Source organism: Nonomuraea sp. NPDC049141, assembly GCF_040648415.1.
Lineage (GTDB): Bacteria > Actinomycetota > Actinomycetes > Streptosporangiales > Streptosporangiaceae > Nonomuraea.
In genome coordinates, this window is the sequence record NZ_JBEZDR010000002.1 from 147,104 (window position 1) to 162,463 (window position 15,360).

Below are 15,360 nucleotides of genomic sequence, written 5' to 3' on the forward strand. Positions count from 1 at the left end.
AAATGAACGTGCTGGACGTGCGGCGCGACGGGGGCACGGCGACGATCGTCATCAATCGCCCGCCCGCCAACGCCGTCGACCCCGCGATGATCGAAGAGTTCCTGGCGCTGCTCCCCGAGCTGGCCAAGGACGTCACGGTCCGCTGCCTGGTCATCCGCGGGACCGGCCGCTTCTTCGTGGCGGGGGCGGACATCGCCGTGATGCGTGACCTTTCGACGGCCAACCACGTGAAGATGCGCCGCTGGATCGACGTACAGCGGCTGCTCGAACTGGCGCCCAAGCCGGTGATCGCGGCGATGAACGGTCACGCCCTGGGCGGCGGCGCCGAGCTGTCCCTCGCCTGTGACCTGCGTATCCTGGCGGCCTCGGCGACGATCGGCTTCCCCGAGATCAACCTGGGCCTGTTCCCGGGAGCGGGCGGCAGCCAGCGACTGCCGCGCCTGCTCGGCCCGCATCGCGCCAAGCGGCTGATGTTCGAGGGCGCCCGCCTGTCCGCGGCCGAAGCGCTCGATCTGGGGCTGGTCGACGTGGTGGCGGACGATGAGGACTTCGACCGCGTGGTGGCCGAGCACGCCGAGAGCCTGGCGGCCAAGCCGACCGGGACCATCGGCCTGCTCAAGCAGATCGTGGACGCCGGGTACGGCCTGCCGATCGAAGAGGCGCTGGAAATGGAGCGCCAGGCGGTCATGGAGCTGATCCACACCGACGATGCCGCCGAAGGGCTCCAGGCGTTCCTGGACAAGCGCGCGCCGCGGTTCACCGGCCGCTGATAACGGCGCGCTGATAACGGCGGAGGTCCGGCGGATGGCCGGACCTCCGCCGTTGTCAGCCGCTGTAGCCGGTGACCAGCGAGGTGTCGGTGTCGAGGTCGCCGACCTTGCGAGCGCCTCCCGGGTTGCCCAGCGGCTCGTCACGGCCGGGCAGCACCTCGGTGAAGAAGGCCTTGGAGTCCTGTAGGAAGAGCGTGCGCGTCTCGTCACCGCGCGCCGTGCGATCGACGAAGATCGCCTCGACCGGGCACTCCGGTTCGCAGGCCCCGCAGTCGATGCACTCGGCGGTGTTGATGTAGCTCTTGCGATCGCCGACGTAGATGCAGTCGACGGGACATACGTCCACGCACGCGCGATCGTTGACGTCGATGCAGGCCGGGCCGATGACGTAGCTCATGGATCTTCTCCTGTCTGCTGGAGTACGGGGTCAGGCGGTGTCCGTGGAGTGCCCGGGGAAGAGGGCCAGTTCGGGGTCCAGTTCGACGGCGGCGTTGTTCACGGCGGTGGCCACCTCGCCGAACCCCACCGACATCAGGCGGACCTTGCCCTCGTGGTCGGCGAGGTCGCCCGCCGCGTACACCCTGGGCAGGTTGGTGCGCATGCGCCGATTCACCAGGACGGACCTGCCGCGCAGCTCCAGGCCCCAGTCCGCGAGCGGGCCGAGGTCGCTGATGAAGCCGAGGGCCGCGATGACGGACTCCGCGGGCAGCGCCCGGTCCGCTTCGCCGCGCGTACGAAGATGCGCCTTCTCGACCCGCTCGCCACCGGACAGGGAGATCACCTGGCTGTCGACGACGATGCCGACCCCGGCTCTCCGGGCGGCCTCGACGCCGGCGGCGTGCGCGCGGAACGCGGCCCGGCGATGCACCAGGGTGACCGACCTGGCCAGCGGCGCCAGCGCCAGCGACCAGTCGACCGCGCTGTCCCCGCCACCCACGACGACGACGTCGCGGCCGGTGTGTTCGGACAGGTCCGGCACGAAGTACGAAAGCCCCCGGCCGAGCCATTCCTCGCCGGCCGGCAGCGGGCGCGGGGTGAACGTCCCGATGCCCGAGGTGAGGATGACGGCCTGTGCCTGGACGGCCGTGCCGTCGGACAGCAGCACGACAGGCCGCTCGTCCGCGTCGCGGCGCAGCTCGACGGCCTGCCTGCCCAGCAGGTAGACCGGGTTGTAGGCCGCCGCCTGGGCCGAGAGCGCGGCCACCAGCGAACGTCCGGACAGCCCGGGGACGCCGGCCACGTCCTGTACTTCCTTCTCCGGGTACAGCGCCGAAATCTGCCCGCCGACCTGAGGCAGCGCGTCCACGACCACGGACCGCAAGCCGCGGAAGCCCGCGCAGTAGGCGCCGTAGAGGCCGGTCGGCCCCGCTCCGATGATCACGATGTCGGTCTCGATCACGCTGGTTCCACCTAGGTCTCCCGGTAGTCGCCTGTCAGGCCACGGAAGCTACACACCCCGGCAGCGGGATCCCGCAGGTCGCGGACCGCTGACCGGAACGCGGCTCGTTCAGTGGGACACGGTCCGCTGGGCGGGATGAACCGCTGGGCGCCCGGCCGGGCCGATGGTGAACTGCGTGTCGTGGTCGGCGGCCGCATCGGGGCGCCGCGAGCACAGCCATGGGAAGCGGAGGCGAGAATGAGTGCAGAGGCGGATGCGCCGACTGCGGCCGGAGGCGCTGCCAGGCGCCGGCCGTCACGGCGGGGCAAGCTGCCGGGCCGCCAGGACTGGTCGAGCTGGCCCCACTACCAGGGCGCGGGCAGCGGGTTCCGCGGCTACTGGTATCCGGTGGCGTTCTCCTCGCACATCACCGGAAAGCCCAAGGCGATCACCCTGCTCGGCGAGCGGATCGTCGTCATCCGCGACGGCGGCAAGGCGTACGCGCTCAAGGACCGGTGCCCGCACCGGGGCGTGCCGCTGAGCTACGGCAACCAGCAGTTCCCCGGCACCATCTCGTGCGCGTACCACGGCTGGACGTTCGACCTGGAGACAGGCGATCTCAAGGCGGCGATCACCGACGGCCCGCAGTCACCGATCTGCGGAAAGGTCACCCAGCCCACCTACGACGTCGAGGAACGCCTCGGCATGGTGTGGATCTTCGTGGGAGACGGCGAGGACGCGCCGCCCATCGACGACCAACTCCCCGAGGAACTGCGCGACAACCCGGCCGTGGTCGGCGCGCGCATTCAGGCGCGCGAGGGGAACTGGCGCTTCGCCTGCGAGAACGGCTATGACGAGGGGCACGCCAAGTACCTGCACCGCACGGCGCTGTGGCGGCTGTTCAAGGCCATGCCGGTGTGGAACGAGACCCGGATCGAACGCCGTGGCCGCTGGATCTACCGGGTGCAGGAGGCCCAGCACTGGGACGCCGACTTCCCCGGCCTCGGCCGGTGGAACAACCAGGCGTGGTTCAAGCTCAAGCCGCCGAAGCAGATCGCCAACATCGGGAACACGGGCAGCCACCGGAAGGTGAACCCGGCCATCGCCGCCGAGGACTTCCCCGGCTTCGCCTCGGTCAGCATGCCGGGCGTCCTGCGCATCGTCTATCCGACCTTCATCCACTACGAGTTCTATGTGCCGGTCGACGCGGACAACCACCTCTATGTCGGCGTGATGGCCAACTTCGAGAAGGGCGTCAGGACGCTGCCCTTCTACGCCAAGTATCTCGGCGCGGTCCGCTGGCTGTTCCATGGCCAGTTCTCCGGCCAGGACAAATGGATGGTCGAGGTGACCGACGCGCCGCCGGAGCGGCTCTACCGCCCCGACGACTCGCTCCTGCAGTGGCGCAAGCTCGCCGAGGACGTCACCGAGGAGCGCATCGAGCGGCTGCGGGCGTCCGGACTGGCTGTCGAGAACCCCTCGAAGCAGGCCGGCTGATGGGCAGGATCGTCCTGGGTGTGGGGGCGTCCCACTCGACGCTGATGAACACCCACTGGGAGCAGGTCGAGCACAAAGACCGCGCCGAACGCTTCCGCGACGCGCTCGGCACGGCCCGCGACGCCCTGGCCGCGGCCCGTCCGGACGTGGCGATCATCATCGGCTCCAACCACTTCCGCGGCTTCTGGCTGGACCTGATCCCCGCCTTCACCCTCGGGGTGGACGAGGTCATCTCCTCGGGAGAGTCGGGAACGCCGTCGGGACCGCAGCGCACCCACCCCGCCGCCGCCCAGGCCGTCGCCGAATCCCTGGTGGCCGCGGGCACCGAGGTGGCGATCTCGGCGAAGCTGCAGATCGACCACGGCCAGAGCCACGCGATCCAGTACCTCCTGCGTGACCTCGACGTGCCCGTGATCCCGCTGGTGGTGAACGTGTTCGCCACGCCGCTGCCTCTCATGCGGCGCTGCGTCGAGCTGGGGCGCAACCTCGCCGCCGCGGTGGCCGCGCTGCCGCACGAGCTGCGCGTGGCCGTCATCGCGTCAGGCGGCCTCTCGCACCGGCTCCCGTGGCCGAGCCGCTGGCAGGACCCCGAGGGGGCGGACGAGGAGTTCCTGGTGGAGGCCTGGCGCGAAGGCCGGGGTGACTGGCAGCGGTACGACGCGCGCCGGCGGCAGATCATCACCGCCGCGCGGCCGACCATCTTCCCCGAGTTCGACGAGGAGTTCCTCGCCGCGCTGGAGAAGGGCGAGCTGTCGCGCTACGCGAACCTGTCCACCGAGGAGATCGAGGCCGTGGCCGGCAACGGCGGCCAGGAACTGCGGACCTGGCTGATGATGGCCGCGGCGCTGGGCTTCGCCCCCGGGCGGGCGCTGGCGTACGCGCCGATGCCGGAATGGCTGACCGGCATGGGGGTCGCCATCATCGAGCCCGCCCCATCGGCGGGAACAGCATCGGCAGGAACACCGTCGGCATGAGCACGATCGACATGACGGAAGCCGAGCGCGAGCGGATCGTGACGGAGGCGCTCGCGTCGATCACCGAGGACCGCCTGCGCGAGGCGGCGGTAGGGGTCACCTCCATCGCCAGCCCCACCGGCGGGGAGGCACCGCTGGCCCGATGGCTGGCGGACCGGCTCGCCGCCGCGGGCCTGGACGCGCACGTGCAGCGCATCGACGACGGCCAGGCCAACGCGGTCGGCCGGCTCAGCGGCGACGGTACGGGCGCCGACCTCATGCTGTACGCCCCGATCGACACCCTGACCACCGGTGACCCGGACCTGGACGTGCCGTGGATCGGCCCCGGTCTGCGCCCCGACATGCGGGCCGAGGCGCGTTGCGACGGCCCTTACGTCAGCGGCCTCGGCGCGAGCAACCCCAAGGGCCACGCGGCGTGCGTCCTCGTCGTGGGTGAGGCCCTGGCCGGGGTGCGGGCGCGGCTCGCCGGAGACCTGCTGGTCGCGTTCGGGGCGGGCGGCATGCCGACCAACGCCATCGACGGCACCGGCCGGCTGAACACCGGGCACGGTGTCGGCTGCTCGTTCCTGCTGGAACGCGGCTGGCACCCCGACTACGCCGTGATCGCCAAGCCGGGGGACTTCGTCGCGCACGAAGAAGTCGGTCTGTGCTGGTTCGAGATCGTCGTCCCCGGCATCCACACCTACTCCGGCAGCCGGCACCGGCTGCCGTACCAGAACCCGATCGTGACGGCCGCCGAGGTGGTGACCCGGCTGGAACGGTGGCTGGCGGACTACCCCGAGCGACACCGCACCGCGACGGCCGCGCCTCAGGGGATCATCGGCTCGGTCGCCGGCGGCTGGGAGCGCATGCCGTCCGTCACGTCCGCGGCCTGCCGTATCCGCCTCGACCTGCGGATCGAGCCCGGCACGACCCCGTTGGCGGCCAAGCGCGAGCTGGCGGCGTACCTCCGGCGGCTGTCGGCGGAGCTGGACGTGGAGCTGACGGTCGAGCTGGTGCTGGCCATCCCGGGCACCCGCACGCCACCGGAGGACTGGGTCGTGCGCAGTACGGTCCGGGCCTGGGAGAGCGTGTCCGGCCGCCCGCACGAGCCCATCGACGGCAACAGCGGCGCCACCGACGCCAACATCCTGCGGGCGCGGGGGATCCCGACCGCCCGGGTGGGCATGCCGAAGGTCGTCTCCACCGAGTTCGACGTCGACTTCGCCCGCGGGATGAACACCGTCGACGTCAGAGCCATGCGCCGCCTGTGCGAGCTGCTCGTACGGGTGGCCGTCGACACCACCACGCGGACCCGCGCCGAGACCGACTACTAAGGAGGCGACATGGAACCCCCCACCGGTTCGTACGCCGACGCCGACGGCGTCAAATACCACTACCTCGACCAGGGCTCGGGGACGGACACGATCTTCCTGCACGGCGGCGGCCCCGGCTGCACCGGATGGAGCGACTTCGGCCCGGTGGCGCCGTTGTTCGCCGCCGACCGGCGCTGCCTGATCGTCGACATCCTGCAGTACGGCAAGTCGGAGAAGTGCCTGATCACCGGCCCGATGTGGGACTTCCACGCGGCCAAGACCGTGGCGCTCATGGACACGCTGGGTGTGGAGCGGGCCGACTTCATCTGCAACTCCTGGGGCGGCACCATCGCGCTGTGCCTGGCCGCACGGTACCCGGACCGGGTGCGTTCGCTGGTCATCACCGGCAGCATGCCGGTGTTCTACGGCCCGCTCGCGCCCTTGCCCGAAGGCGGTCGTCGGGGTCGCGCCGCCCGGGACGCCTACTACGGCGGCGAGGGCCCCACCCGGCAGAAGATGCGCGACCTCATCACCCGGCTGGAGTGGTACGACGGGGACCGGCTGCCCGAGTCCACCCTGGACCTGCGCTACGAGCAGAGCCTGGACCCCGGGGAGCGGGAGCTGGCCGCCATGTCGGACTCACCCCGTGGCGAATGGCAGGACCTCACCGCCGAACTGGCCGAGGTCCAGGCCCCCGCGCTCTTCATCTGGGGCATGCAGGACGCCTTCCTCACGCCCGACTATCCGCTGATGCTCGCGCGCATGGTGCCGCGCGGGAACCTGCACGTCATGGACCACGCCTCGCACCACCTCCAGGAGGAACGGCCGGAGGCCTACCACGCCGTGGTCACCGGATTCCTGAACTCGCTCGGCGCCGGAATGGAGAGATGAGCATGTCCAGGACCAGGAAGCTGCTGATCGCCGCGCCCGTCATCGCGCTGCTCGTGATCCTCGGCCGCCTGCTCGCGGCCCGCAGCAACACCCAGGTGCACCGCATCAACCAAGACAAGCCCGCTCTCGACCGCTGAAGGTGACGTGACGATGAGTATCTGGACAGAATTGAGCCCGCTGGACGTGAGTGTCTCGTACGTGGACGCGGCGGGAGTGCGGACCCGCAGCCTGCGGGCCGGGTCGGGCGAGCCCGTGGTGTTCCTGCACGGGACCAGCGGCCACCTGGAAGCGTTCACCCGGAACATGGCCGCGCACGCGGCACGTTACGAGTGCCACGCCATCGACATGCTGGGCCACGGCTACACCGGCAAGCCCGACTACCCGTACGAGATCCCGCGTTATGCCGACCACCTGCTGGCCTACTTCGACGCGGTGGGCATCGAGCGGGCCCACATCGTGGGGGAGTCGCTGGGCGGCTGGGTCGGCGGGCGCGTCGCGATCGACCACCCCGACCGGGTGGCCAGCCTTCAGCTGCTCTGCGCGGGCGGGACCGTGGCCAATCCCGAGGTCATGAAGCGCATCCGGACGAGCACCCGCGAGGCCGTGCTCAGCGATGACGTGGAGCTCACCCGCAAGCGGCTGCGGCTGCTGATGGCCGATCCGGCCGACGCCACCGAGGAGCTGGTGGAGGTGCGCCACGCCATCTACCACCAGCCCGACTTCGTGGCCAACGTCGACAATCTGCTATGCCTGCAGAATATGGAGACCCGCCTGCGCAACATCCTTCAGCCGGACGATCTGGCCAGGATCTCCCAGCCCACGCTGATCGTCTGGGGCCGCAAGAACCCGTTCGGCGACGTGCCGGAGGCGACCGCCATGCACGAGGCCATCGCGGGCTCGCAGCTCGAACTGTTCGAGGAATGCGGCCACTGGCCCCAGCACGAGCAGGCCGCCCGGTACAACCCGCTCAGCCTGGCCTTCCTGGACAAGAGCTCGGCGGCCGGCTTCTCCGGCAAGGGGCGCGGCTGATGCGCGCGGCCCGGTTCCATGACTGGGGCGCCGCGCCGATCGTGGAGGAGCTGCCCGAGCCGGAGCACAAGCCCGGAGAGGTGCTCGTCGAGGTCCAGGCCACGGCGCTGGGGCATCTGGACCTGACCGTCGCCGGCGGGAATTTCGCCCTGAAGCCGCCGCTTCCCTACGTCGGCGGTGTCGAGGCCAGCGGCGTGGTCCTCGCCTCCGACACCTTGGCGCCGGGCACGCAGGTGCTGCTCCGCGGTGGCGGGCTCGGCCTGCTGCGCGACGGTTGCTGGCGCGAACGCCTCAGCGTCACCCCCAAGGCCGTCACCCCGCTGGCCTCGCCGCTTCCGCCGGAGGTCGCGGCGTCGTTCTTCCTGCCGACCACCACGGCGTACGTCGCCCTGCACGACGTCGCCCGCCTGGAGGCAGGCGAGGAAGTCATCGTGACCGGTGCCGCCGGCGCGGTCGGCGCGATGGTGGCCCAGCAGGCCCGGCTGGCTGGAGCCACGGTGACCGGGGTGGTCGGCCGGGCCGATCAGCTCGGTCAGGTGCCCGAGGGGATCCGCGGGGTGGTGGCCGACGACGCCGAGGCGGTCGCCGAGCTGGCCGCGGCCCGCCCGGCGTCCCTGCTGGTCGACACGCTCGGCGGGAACGCGCTGGTCGAACGCTCGCGGTGGGTCCGTCCCGGCGGCCGGGCCGTGGTGATCGGCTACGTGCTGGGGACGTCCGTCACGGTCGATCTGCCGTCCTGGCTGCTCGACGACGTGGCGTTGCTTCCGGTGAACATGGTCCGGCAGGAGCGGCGGGCCCGCGAGGTGGCCCCGGCGCTGATCGACCGCCTGGCCACGGGCGAGCTCACCCTGGAGGTCGAGCGGTTCGACCTGTCGGAGATCGCCAAGGCCCTCGAACTGCTGCGCGACGGCCGAGTACGCGGACGCGCGGTCGTCGACCTGGGAAACAATCACTGAGGGCCGTCTCGCTCACCGGAACAGGACCGTTGATCGAACCGGACATAAGCTCGATTATCGGTCAATGACGCTTATCTCCTCGCAGCTGTCGCGTGTCGACCGTGAACCCACGATCGCCTTTCCGCCCGAGCCCGACGGCGCGGCGAACAGCGTGCTGGGCAAGGTACGGCTGATCCTCGAGGCGTTCGGCCCGGACGACGAGAGCCTCGGCCTGTCCGAGATCGTCCGCCGCACCGGCGTGGCCAAGGCGTCGGTCCACCGGCTGGCTCAGGAACTGCTGCAGTGGGGGCTGCTGGAGCGGCGCGGATCCGAATACTGGCTGGGCATGCGCCTGTTCGAGATCGGGCAGCGCGTGCCGCGCCAGCGGATCCTGCGCGAGGCGGCGCGGCCCTTCATGGAGGATCTCTACCAGGCGACCGGCGAGACCATCCATCTGGCGGTGCTGGACGGACTGGAAGTGATCTACCTGGAGAAGGTGTCCGGTCACGGCCAGGTGTCCAGGCCGTCGCGCGTCGCCGGACGCATGCCGCTGCACTGCACCGCGACCGGCAAGGCCCTGCTCGCCTTCGGTCCGGGTGCCCTGTTCGGCGACGTCGTCGCCGAACCGCTGGCCCGCGTGACGCCACGGACGATCACCGTACCCAGGTTGCTGGCCCAGGAGATCCAGCAGGCGCGCAAGGTCGGGTACGCGATCGAGCAGGAGCAGACCCGCACCGGCTACCTCAGCGTGGCCATCCCGCTCACCGGCGCCACCGGAACGATGGTCGCGGCGCTGTCGGTGACGGCACCGACCTTCCGCGCCGACGTCAACAAGTACGTGGGCCTGCTGACCATGGTGAGCAGGCGCATCACGAAGTCCATCCTGGCCGCCGACGGCGGCCGGAGCTGACGCAGGTCAGCGGGTGAGAGTTCAGCGAGTGAGAAAGGCCGTCACCACCTCGGCCACCTCCCGGGCCTTGTGCTCCATGAGTGGGATCGTGCCGCCTTCGATGACGACCGACGTCACGCTCTCCGCTCCGGTGAGGTTCTCCCGGAGGGGCGTCATGGACGGCAGCGCGAACGGGTCCTCAGCGGCCCCCAGCAGCAGCACGGACGTCTTGACCAGCCCGATCTTGTCCTCCATGTAGTAACGCGCGCACGCCCGATGCCCCTCCGCGGGATCGACGCCGGGGGTGAGGGCGTCGTGGACGAACCGGTCGAGGAGGTCCGTGCCCGGTGCGGGATAGTAAGGCTGCCGGAGCCGCCACAGCCTGCGCAGATGGTCGCCGTCGGGCGAGCGCACGGCCTCGTCCACACCCGGTCCGTTCGCATGGGACTCGCGGTAGCGGACGTCGATCCACGGAGCCGACGACAGGACGAGCCGGCCGATCCGCTCGGGCGCGGACGCCGCCACCTCGACGGCCACCGCGCCGCCGGTGTGGTGGCCCAGGAGGTCGGCGCGCTCGATGCCCAGGGCGTCCAGCAGCGCCAGAGCACCGGTCGCGAACAGCTCGATCGTGTGGGGCGCCGGGGCTTTCGCGCTGGCTCCGAAACCGAGCATGTCCATGGCGATGACCCGCCGGCACGGCGCCAGGAGGGGGATCAACTCCCGGAACTCCTCCCAGGATCGGGGCGTCTGGTGCAGGAGGAGCAAGGGGCGGCCGGTGCCCTGCTCGGCGTAGTGAAGCTGGCCGAACGGCGAGTCGGCGTACCCGAATCGGAGTGGCGGCGAGATGCGCAAAAGATCCTCTTCTGCAGGTCGGAGGTGTCGGAGGTAAGGTGGCTTTCCCCTCCGGAGTTTCGCCGGGCCCATCCGTGATCGCTACGGGAGGGGACCGGTGACCGGACCGGCGCGAAGGAGTCCAGATGTCCATGGCGGCGTTCGCCGACTCCAGCGATGACGGGACATATCCCAACTCGGTCCTCGGCAAGGCCCAGCTCCTTCTCGGCGCCTTCGAGTCGGGGGCCTTCCACCTCCGGCTCGCCGAGCTCAGCCGGCGCTCAGGGGTGCCGAAGGCGTCGGCGTACCGGCTCGCGCAGGAGCTGGTGCAGTGGGGACTGCTGGAGCGCAGGGGAGATTCCTACCAGCTCGGCATGCGCGTGTTCGAGCTGGGGCAGCGGGTCCCGGTGTCGGCGATGCTGCGTCGCGTGGCGCGGCCTCTCCTCACCGACCTGTTCGCCGCCACCAGGGCGGCCATCCATCTGGCGGTGCTCGATGGCGGCCACGTGCTGTATGTGGAGAAGGTCGCAGGGGAGGCGAACGTCCATACGCACTCCCAGGTCGGTGGGCGGTTGCCCGCGACGTGCACGGCGACGGGCAAGGTCCTGCTCGCGACGCGCTCCGACCTGGAGGAACGGCTGCGCCGCCTCGCGCTGACCGGCCTGCCGAGCGTGACCCCACGGACGGTCGGGTCCGTCGAAGATCTGCGACGGCAGCTCGTGCTCGTCCGGGAACGCGGTTACGCCGTCGAGCGGGAAGAGATCTTGCTGGGATTCGGCAGCGTGGCGGTGCCCGTCGCGGGCCCCGATGGCACGGTCGTCGCGTCGGTGTCGGCCACCGCGCCGGTGGCCCGCCTGGAGACCAGGCTGTTGCTGCCCGAACTGCTTTCGACCGCGGCGGGCATCTCCCGTGCCTTCGGAAGCGAGCGGCGGGACTGACGGCCGACCACCGGCGCGGCCGAAGGCGCCGCGCCGGCAGTGCGCGTCAGCTCTGCGCCGGGAACGTGCTGTGCATCCAGCGGGCCGACACCTGCGCGCTCTCGTAGGGGTCGGCGATGTCGGGACGGTCCACCTCCACCATCAGCCACCCGTCGAACCCGCTGGGCAGATTGCCGATGATGCCGGCCAGATCGAGCTCACCTCGGCCCGGCTCGACCCACAGCCCGGCCAGAACGGTCTGCTGGTAGCCCCAGTCCTTCTCGCGGCCTTCGGCGGCGACGCTGAGCCGGCAGTCCTTCACATGCACGAACGGGATCCGCTCGGCGTAGTCCTTGACGAACCGGCCGACGTCGGCGCCCGCCCACGCCAGGTGCCCGGTGTCGGGGAGGAAGCCGAGCCGCGACGACGGAAGGGCGTCGAGCACCGCCCGGCCCTCCTCCTCGGTCTCGATCCACGTGCCCACATGCGGGTGCAGCGACGGCCGGACGCCCTCGGCGAGCATGGCGTCGGAGATCTGCCCGATCAGCGCCGTCACCGCCTCGACGCGGGAGTCGTCCGCGTCGTAGCCCTGGCCGGGGTGCAGCACACGCGGCCGGTCCTTGGCCATGCCGAGCCCGAGACCGATCTCGGTCATGCCGAGCCGGGCGTGCTGGCGCGCGACCTCGGTGGCACTGGCCACGACGTCGCCCTGGTTGCCGTCCCGGCCGTCCGACCGGCAGACGAAGTAGCCGGGCGCGAGCGTCAGACCGGTCTCGTCCAGCAGCGCCAGGTACTGCTCCACGGTGAAGCCGGCCGGGACCTCGGCCATGAGGGCGTCGAATCCGGCCTGCTTGATCAGTGACAGCCGCTGCTTCGGCTCGGGCGCCAAGGACGGGTCCAGCCATCCGTCGGCGCTGGCCATCCACTGGATGGGGTTGAGGGCGATCTTCGGTGTGCCGGGCATATGGCTTCCTTTCGGTATTCGGTGTCAGGCTTGGAGCGTGAGTTCGCCGGCGAAGTGGCAGGCGGCACGCTGGCCGGTGGCGGTGAGGGTGAGTTGCGGGTCGACCTCTTTACAGATCGTCCGATCCGGATGCGCCAGCGGGCCGATCGGGCACCTGGTGCGGAAACGGCAACCGGTCGGTGGGTTGGCGGGGCTGGGCAGGTCACCCGGCAGGATGATGCGTTCGCGGGACCGCGCCGAGACCGATGGGACGGGCGAGGACGACAGCAGCGCGGCGGTGTAGGGGTGCTGCGGGTTGCCGTAGACCTCGGCGGCGTCGCCGTGCTCCACGATCCGGCCGAGGTACATCACCGCGACGGTGTCGCTGAGGTGACGCACGACCGACAGGTCGTGGGCGATGAACAGGTAGCCGAGCCCGAGTTCGTTCTGCAGCTTCTCCAGCAGGTTGATGATCTGCGCCTGGATCGACATGTCCAGCGCGGAGACCGGCTCGTCGAGGATGAGCGTGCGCGGTTGGCGGGCCAGCGCACGGGCGATGCCGACCCGCTGGCGCTGGCCGCCCGAGAACGCGTGCGGGTAGCGGTCGAGGTGCTCGGTTCGGAGCCCGACCTGCGCCATCAGCGATCGCGCCGCCTCCTCGCGGGCCCGCCCGCCGATGCCTCTGAACGCGAGTGCCTCGGCCAGCGACTGCCGGATGGTGCGGCGCGGGTTCAGCGACGCGTACGGATCCTGGAACAGGTACTGCACCGAGGACCGGACCCGCGTCAGCTCCTCCCCGCCCATCGCGCTCACGTCGGCGCCGTCGACGAGGATCGACCCGCCCGCGACCTGATTGATGCCCACGATGCTGCGCGACAGCGTCGACTTGCCGCAGCCGCTCTCGCCCACGAGCCCGAGCGTGCGGCCCGCGTGCACCGACAGGCTCACCGAGTCGACCGCGTACACGGGGGGCTCACGGTGGAACAGCCCGCGCCGCCGGGATCCGACGTCGACTCGCAGGTCGCGGACCTCCAGGACGGCCTCGGCCGCAGGGGGAGCGGCCGGTGTGCCGGTCGCGGCCTGTTCGTCCGGCACCGGAGCGGAAAGATCGAGGCCGCCGGCGGCCCGCTGGGCGACGAAGCAGGCCGCGGCCTGCCCGGCGCCGCCGATCTGCAGCAACGCCGGCGGCTCCTGCTCGCAGACCTCCTCGGTGAACCGGCACCGGGGGGCGAAGGGACAGCCGGGGGGTGGCGCGGCGGGGTCGGGCGGCGCGCCCGGGATCGCGGGCAGCGACCGGCCGGTCCGGTCGTCGTCGATACGGGGCATGGCCGCCAGCAACGCCGCGGTGTACGGATGCCGCGGCTGCTCGAAGACCTGCTCGACGGTCCCCTTCTCGACGGTGCGGCCGCCGTACATGACGACGACGTCCGTGCAGAGTTCGGCCACCACACCCATGTCATGGGTGATGATCGCGATGGCGATGCCCAGCTCGGTGCGGAGCCTGGCGAGCAGACGCAGGATCTGGGCCTGGATGGTGACGTCGAGGGCGGTGGTCGGCTCGTCGGCGATCAGCAGCGCGGGGTCGTTCGCCAGGGCGATCGCGATGACGACGCGCTGGCGCATGCCGCCGGAGAACTGGTGCGGGTAGTGGTCGATCTTCGTCTGGACGTCGGGGATGCCGACCTGCTCCAGCAGGTCGATCGCGCGCTCGCGCGCGGCCTGCTTGCCGACGCCATGGACCGTCATGGCCTCGACGATCTGATCGCCCACCTTCATGACGGGGTTGAGCGCGGACTGCGGGTCCTGGAAGACCAGGGCCACCTTGCTGCCGCGGCGGCGTCTCATCTCCCGTTCGGGCAGCGTGAGCAGGTCTTCCCCGCCGAACCGTACGGAGCCGGCGACGACCTCGCCCGGCGGGCGCAGCATGCGCATGATGGAGCGCGCCGTCACCGACTTGCCCGAGCCGGACTCGCCGACGATGCCCAGCACGTCACCCGGGTAGATGTCGAAGCTGACGTCGTTGACGGCCTTGATGCCGCCCTTCTTCGAGCGGAACTCCGTCCGCAGCCCCTCGACGCGCAGCAGCGGCGCGTCCTTGGCCGTCACCGGTGCCATCGATTCGGTGGAGGTCATCGGCGGTTCACCGCCTCGTTGAGCGCGTCCGACAGCAGACTGAAGCCGACCGAGACCAGCAGGAGCAGCAGGGCCGGGCCGACGATGTACGTGGGTGACTGGGTGACGAACCGCAGGCCGTTGTTCAGCAGCACGCCGAGCGAGGGCGTCGGCGGCTGCACGCCGAGGCCGACGATGCTCAGTCCGGCCTCGATGTAGACGCCGACGACCATCCAGACGGCGCCGTTGACGACGATGGCGTCCATCGCGTTCGGCAGCACGTGGCGTACGAGCAACTGCCATCGTGAGACGCCGAGCACCCGGGCGGCGAGGACGTACTCCCTGCTCTGCTGGGTCAGCCAGGCGCCGCGGGCGAGGCGTCCGGCGGTGGGCAGGCCGCTGATCAGGATCGTGAGGAAGAGCGCCGGCCAGCCCGGCTGGAGGATGGCGACCAGGCAGATCCCCAGGATCAGGCCGGGGAAGCCGATGATCACGTCGAGCAGCCGCTGCACCGCGGCGCCCAGGCGTTCGGAGATCACGCCGCTCAGGCCGAGCAGCGTGCCCGCCGCCATGCTGAGGGGGACCGCGGTGAGGATGAGGCTCAGGTCGATACGCAGGCCGTAGAGGCTGCGGACGAAGATGTCGCGGCCGAACTCGTCGACGCCGAAGACGTGCTTGGCCGACATCCCGGTCAGCGCCTCCGGCCCCTGCTGGTCGTAGCCACCGGGGAACAGCACGGGCGCGAGCAGGGCGGCGAGTCCCATGAGGAGGAGGATCGACAGCCCGACCACCCCCTTCGGCGTGCGGAGCGCCGCCAGGTAGCGGGCCAGGGTCGGGTTCAGTCGCCGGCGCGCCTCTGGGAGAGCCACGTCGGGGGGTACCAGCTGAGGGTCTGCCAT

16 protein-coding genes are annotated in these 15,360 nt (G+C 70.9%); 10 read left to right on the forward strand and 6 right to left on the reverse strand.

Features of this window, described 5'->3' with window-relative positions; genetic code table 11:
* The first annotated feature begins 2 nt into the window (after positions 1-2).
* Positions 3-770, forward strand: coding sequence for an enoyl-CoA hydratase-related protein (locus tag AB0B91_RS05545; protein WP_358316083.1), 768 nt, complete (start codon positions 3-5; stop codon positions 768-770).
* 55 nt (positions 771-825) lie between these two features.
* Here AB0B91_RS05545 and AB0B91_RS05550 read toward each other — a convergent pair whose 3' ends face one another.
* Both AB0B91_RS05550 and AB0B91_RS05555 read right to left on the reverse strand, forming a co-directional pair.
* A complete protein-coding gene (locus AB0B91_RS05550; protein WP_358316086.1) occupies positions 826-1,167 on the reverse strand; it encodes a ferredoxin family protein in 342 nt (113 codons plus the stop codon).
* A 30-nt stretch (positions 1,168-1,197) separates the two neighbouring features.
* Positions 1,198-2,169, reverse strand: coding sequence for an NAD(P)/FAD-dependent oxidoreductase (locus AB0B91_RS05555; protein ID WP_358316089.1), 972 nt, complete (start codon positions 2,167-2,169; stop codon positions 1,198-1,200).
* Positions 2,170-2,406: 237 nt separating this feature from the next.
* Here AB0B91_RS05555 and AB0B91_RS05560 point away from each other — a divergent pair, with 237 nt between their 5' ends.
* The 8 genes from AB0B91_RS05560 to AB0B91_RS05595 all read left to right on the forward strand — a co-directional run bounded on the left by AB0B91_RS05560 (position 2,407) and on the right by AB0B91_RS05595 (position 9,679).
* Positions 2,407-3,645: a Rieske 2Fe-2S domain-containing protein gene (locus AB0B91_RS05560; protein WP_358316092.1), complete on the forward strand. Its 1,239-nt coding sequence runs from the start codon at positions 2,407-2,409 to the stop codon at positions 3,643-3,645.
* Positions 3,645-4,619: a hypothetical protein gene (locus tag AB0B91_RS05565; protein ID WP_358316095.1), complete on the forward strand. Its 975-nt coding sequence runs from the start codon at positions 3,645-3,647 to the stop codon at positions 4,617-4,619. Before AB0B91_RS05560 ends, AB0B91_RS05565 begins: the two co-directional genes overlap by 1 nt.
* Complete coding sequence (locus AB0B91_RS05570) at positions 4,616-5,935, forward strand: hypothetical protein (protein WP_358316098.1); 1,320 nt, start codon at positions 4,616-4,618, stop codon at positions 5,933-5,935. Before AB0B91_RS05565 ends, AB0B91_RS05570 begins: the two co-directional genes overlap by 4 nt.
* A 9-nt stretch (positions 5,936-5,944) precedes the next feature.
* Positions 5,945-6,805 (forward strand): alpha/beta hydrolase, encoded by an 861-nt coding sequence (locus tag AB0B91_RS05575; RefSeq protein WP_358316101.1) that lies wholly within the window; start codon positions 5,945-5,947, stop codon positions 6,803-6,805.
* A 2-nt stretch (positions 6,806-6,807) separates the two neighbouring features.
* Complete coding sequence (locus AB0B91_RS05580; protein ID WP_358316104.1) at positions 6,808-6,942, forward strand: hypothetical protein; 135 nt, start codon at positions 6,808-6,810, stop codon at positions 6,940-6,942.
* 13 nt (positions 6,943-6,955) lie between these two features.
* On the forward strand, positions 6,956-7,834 hold the full coding sequence (locus tag AB0B91_RS05585; protein ID WP_358316107.1) for an alpha/beta fold hydrolase: 879 nt from the start codon (positions 6,956-6,958) through the stop codon (positions 7,832-7,834).
* Positions 7,834-8,790: a zinc-binding dehydrogenase gene (locus AB0B91_RS05590; RefSeq protein ID WP_358316110.1), complete on the forward strand. Its 957-nt coding sequence runs from the start codon at positions 7,834-7,836 to the stop codon at positions 8,788-8,790. Before AB0B91_RS05585 ends, AB0B91_RS05590 begins: the two co-directional genes overlap by 1 nt.
* 64 nt (positions 8,791-8,854) lie before the next feature.
* Positions 8,855-9,679, forward strand: coding sequence for an IclR family transcriptional regulator (locus AB0B91_RS05595; RefSeq protein WP_358316113.1), 825 nt, complete (start codon positions 8,855-8,857; stop codon positions 9,677-9,679).
* 21 nt (positions 9,680-9,700) lie between these two features.
* Here the strand turns inward: AB0B91_RS05595 and AB0B91_RS05600 are convergent, their stop codons facing one another.
* Positions 9,701-10,510, reverse strand: a complete 810-nt coding sequence (locus AB0B91_RS05600) for an alpha/beta fold hydrolase (RefSeq protein WP_358316115.1) — start codon at positions 10,508-10,510, stop codon at positions 9,701-9,703.
* 125 nt (positions 10,511-10,635) lie between these two features.
* On the opposite strand from AB0B91_RS05600, the gene AB0B91_RS05605 reads away from it, so the two are divergent.
* The gene (locus AB0B91_RS05605; protein ID WP_358316118.1) at positions 10,636-11,427 is read left to right on the forward strand and encodes an IclR family transcriptional regulator; all 792 of its coding nucleotides are present in this window, start codon (positions 10,636-10,638) and stop codon (positions 11,425-11,427) included.
* Positions 11,428-11,473: 46 nt separating this feature from the next.
* On the opposite strand, the gene AB0B91_RS05610 is transcribed toward AB0B91_RS05605, so the two are convergent.
* Genes AB0B91_RS05610 through AB0B91_RS05620 form a run of 3 tightly spaced genes read right to left on the reverse strand, consistent with a single transcriptional unit; the run spans position 11,474 to position 15,360 of the window.
* Positions 11,474-12,370, reverse strand: a complete 897-nt coding sequence (locus AB0B91_RS05610; protein WP_358316121.1) for a sugar phosphate isomerase/epimerase — start codon at positions 12,368-12,370, stop codon at positions 11,474-11,476.
* 24 nt (positions 12,371-12,394) lie between these two features.
* Positions 12,395-14,482 carry an ABC transporter ATP-binding protein gene (locus tag AB0B91_RS05615; protein ID WP_358316124.1) on the reverse strand — a complete coding sequence of 696 codons (2,088 nt, stop codon included), beginning with the start codon at positions 14,480-14,482 and terminating at the stop codon, positions 12,395-12,397.
* Positions 14,479-15,360, reverse strand: a complete 882-nt coding sequence (locus AB0B91_RS05620; RefSeq protein WP_358316127.1) for an ABC transporter permease — start codon at positions 15,358-15,360, stop codon at positions 14,479-14,481. Before AB0B91_RS05620 ends, AB0B91_RS05615 begins: the two co-directional genes overlap by 4 nt.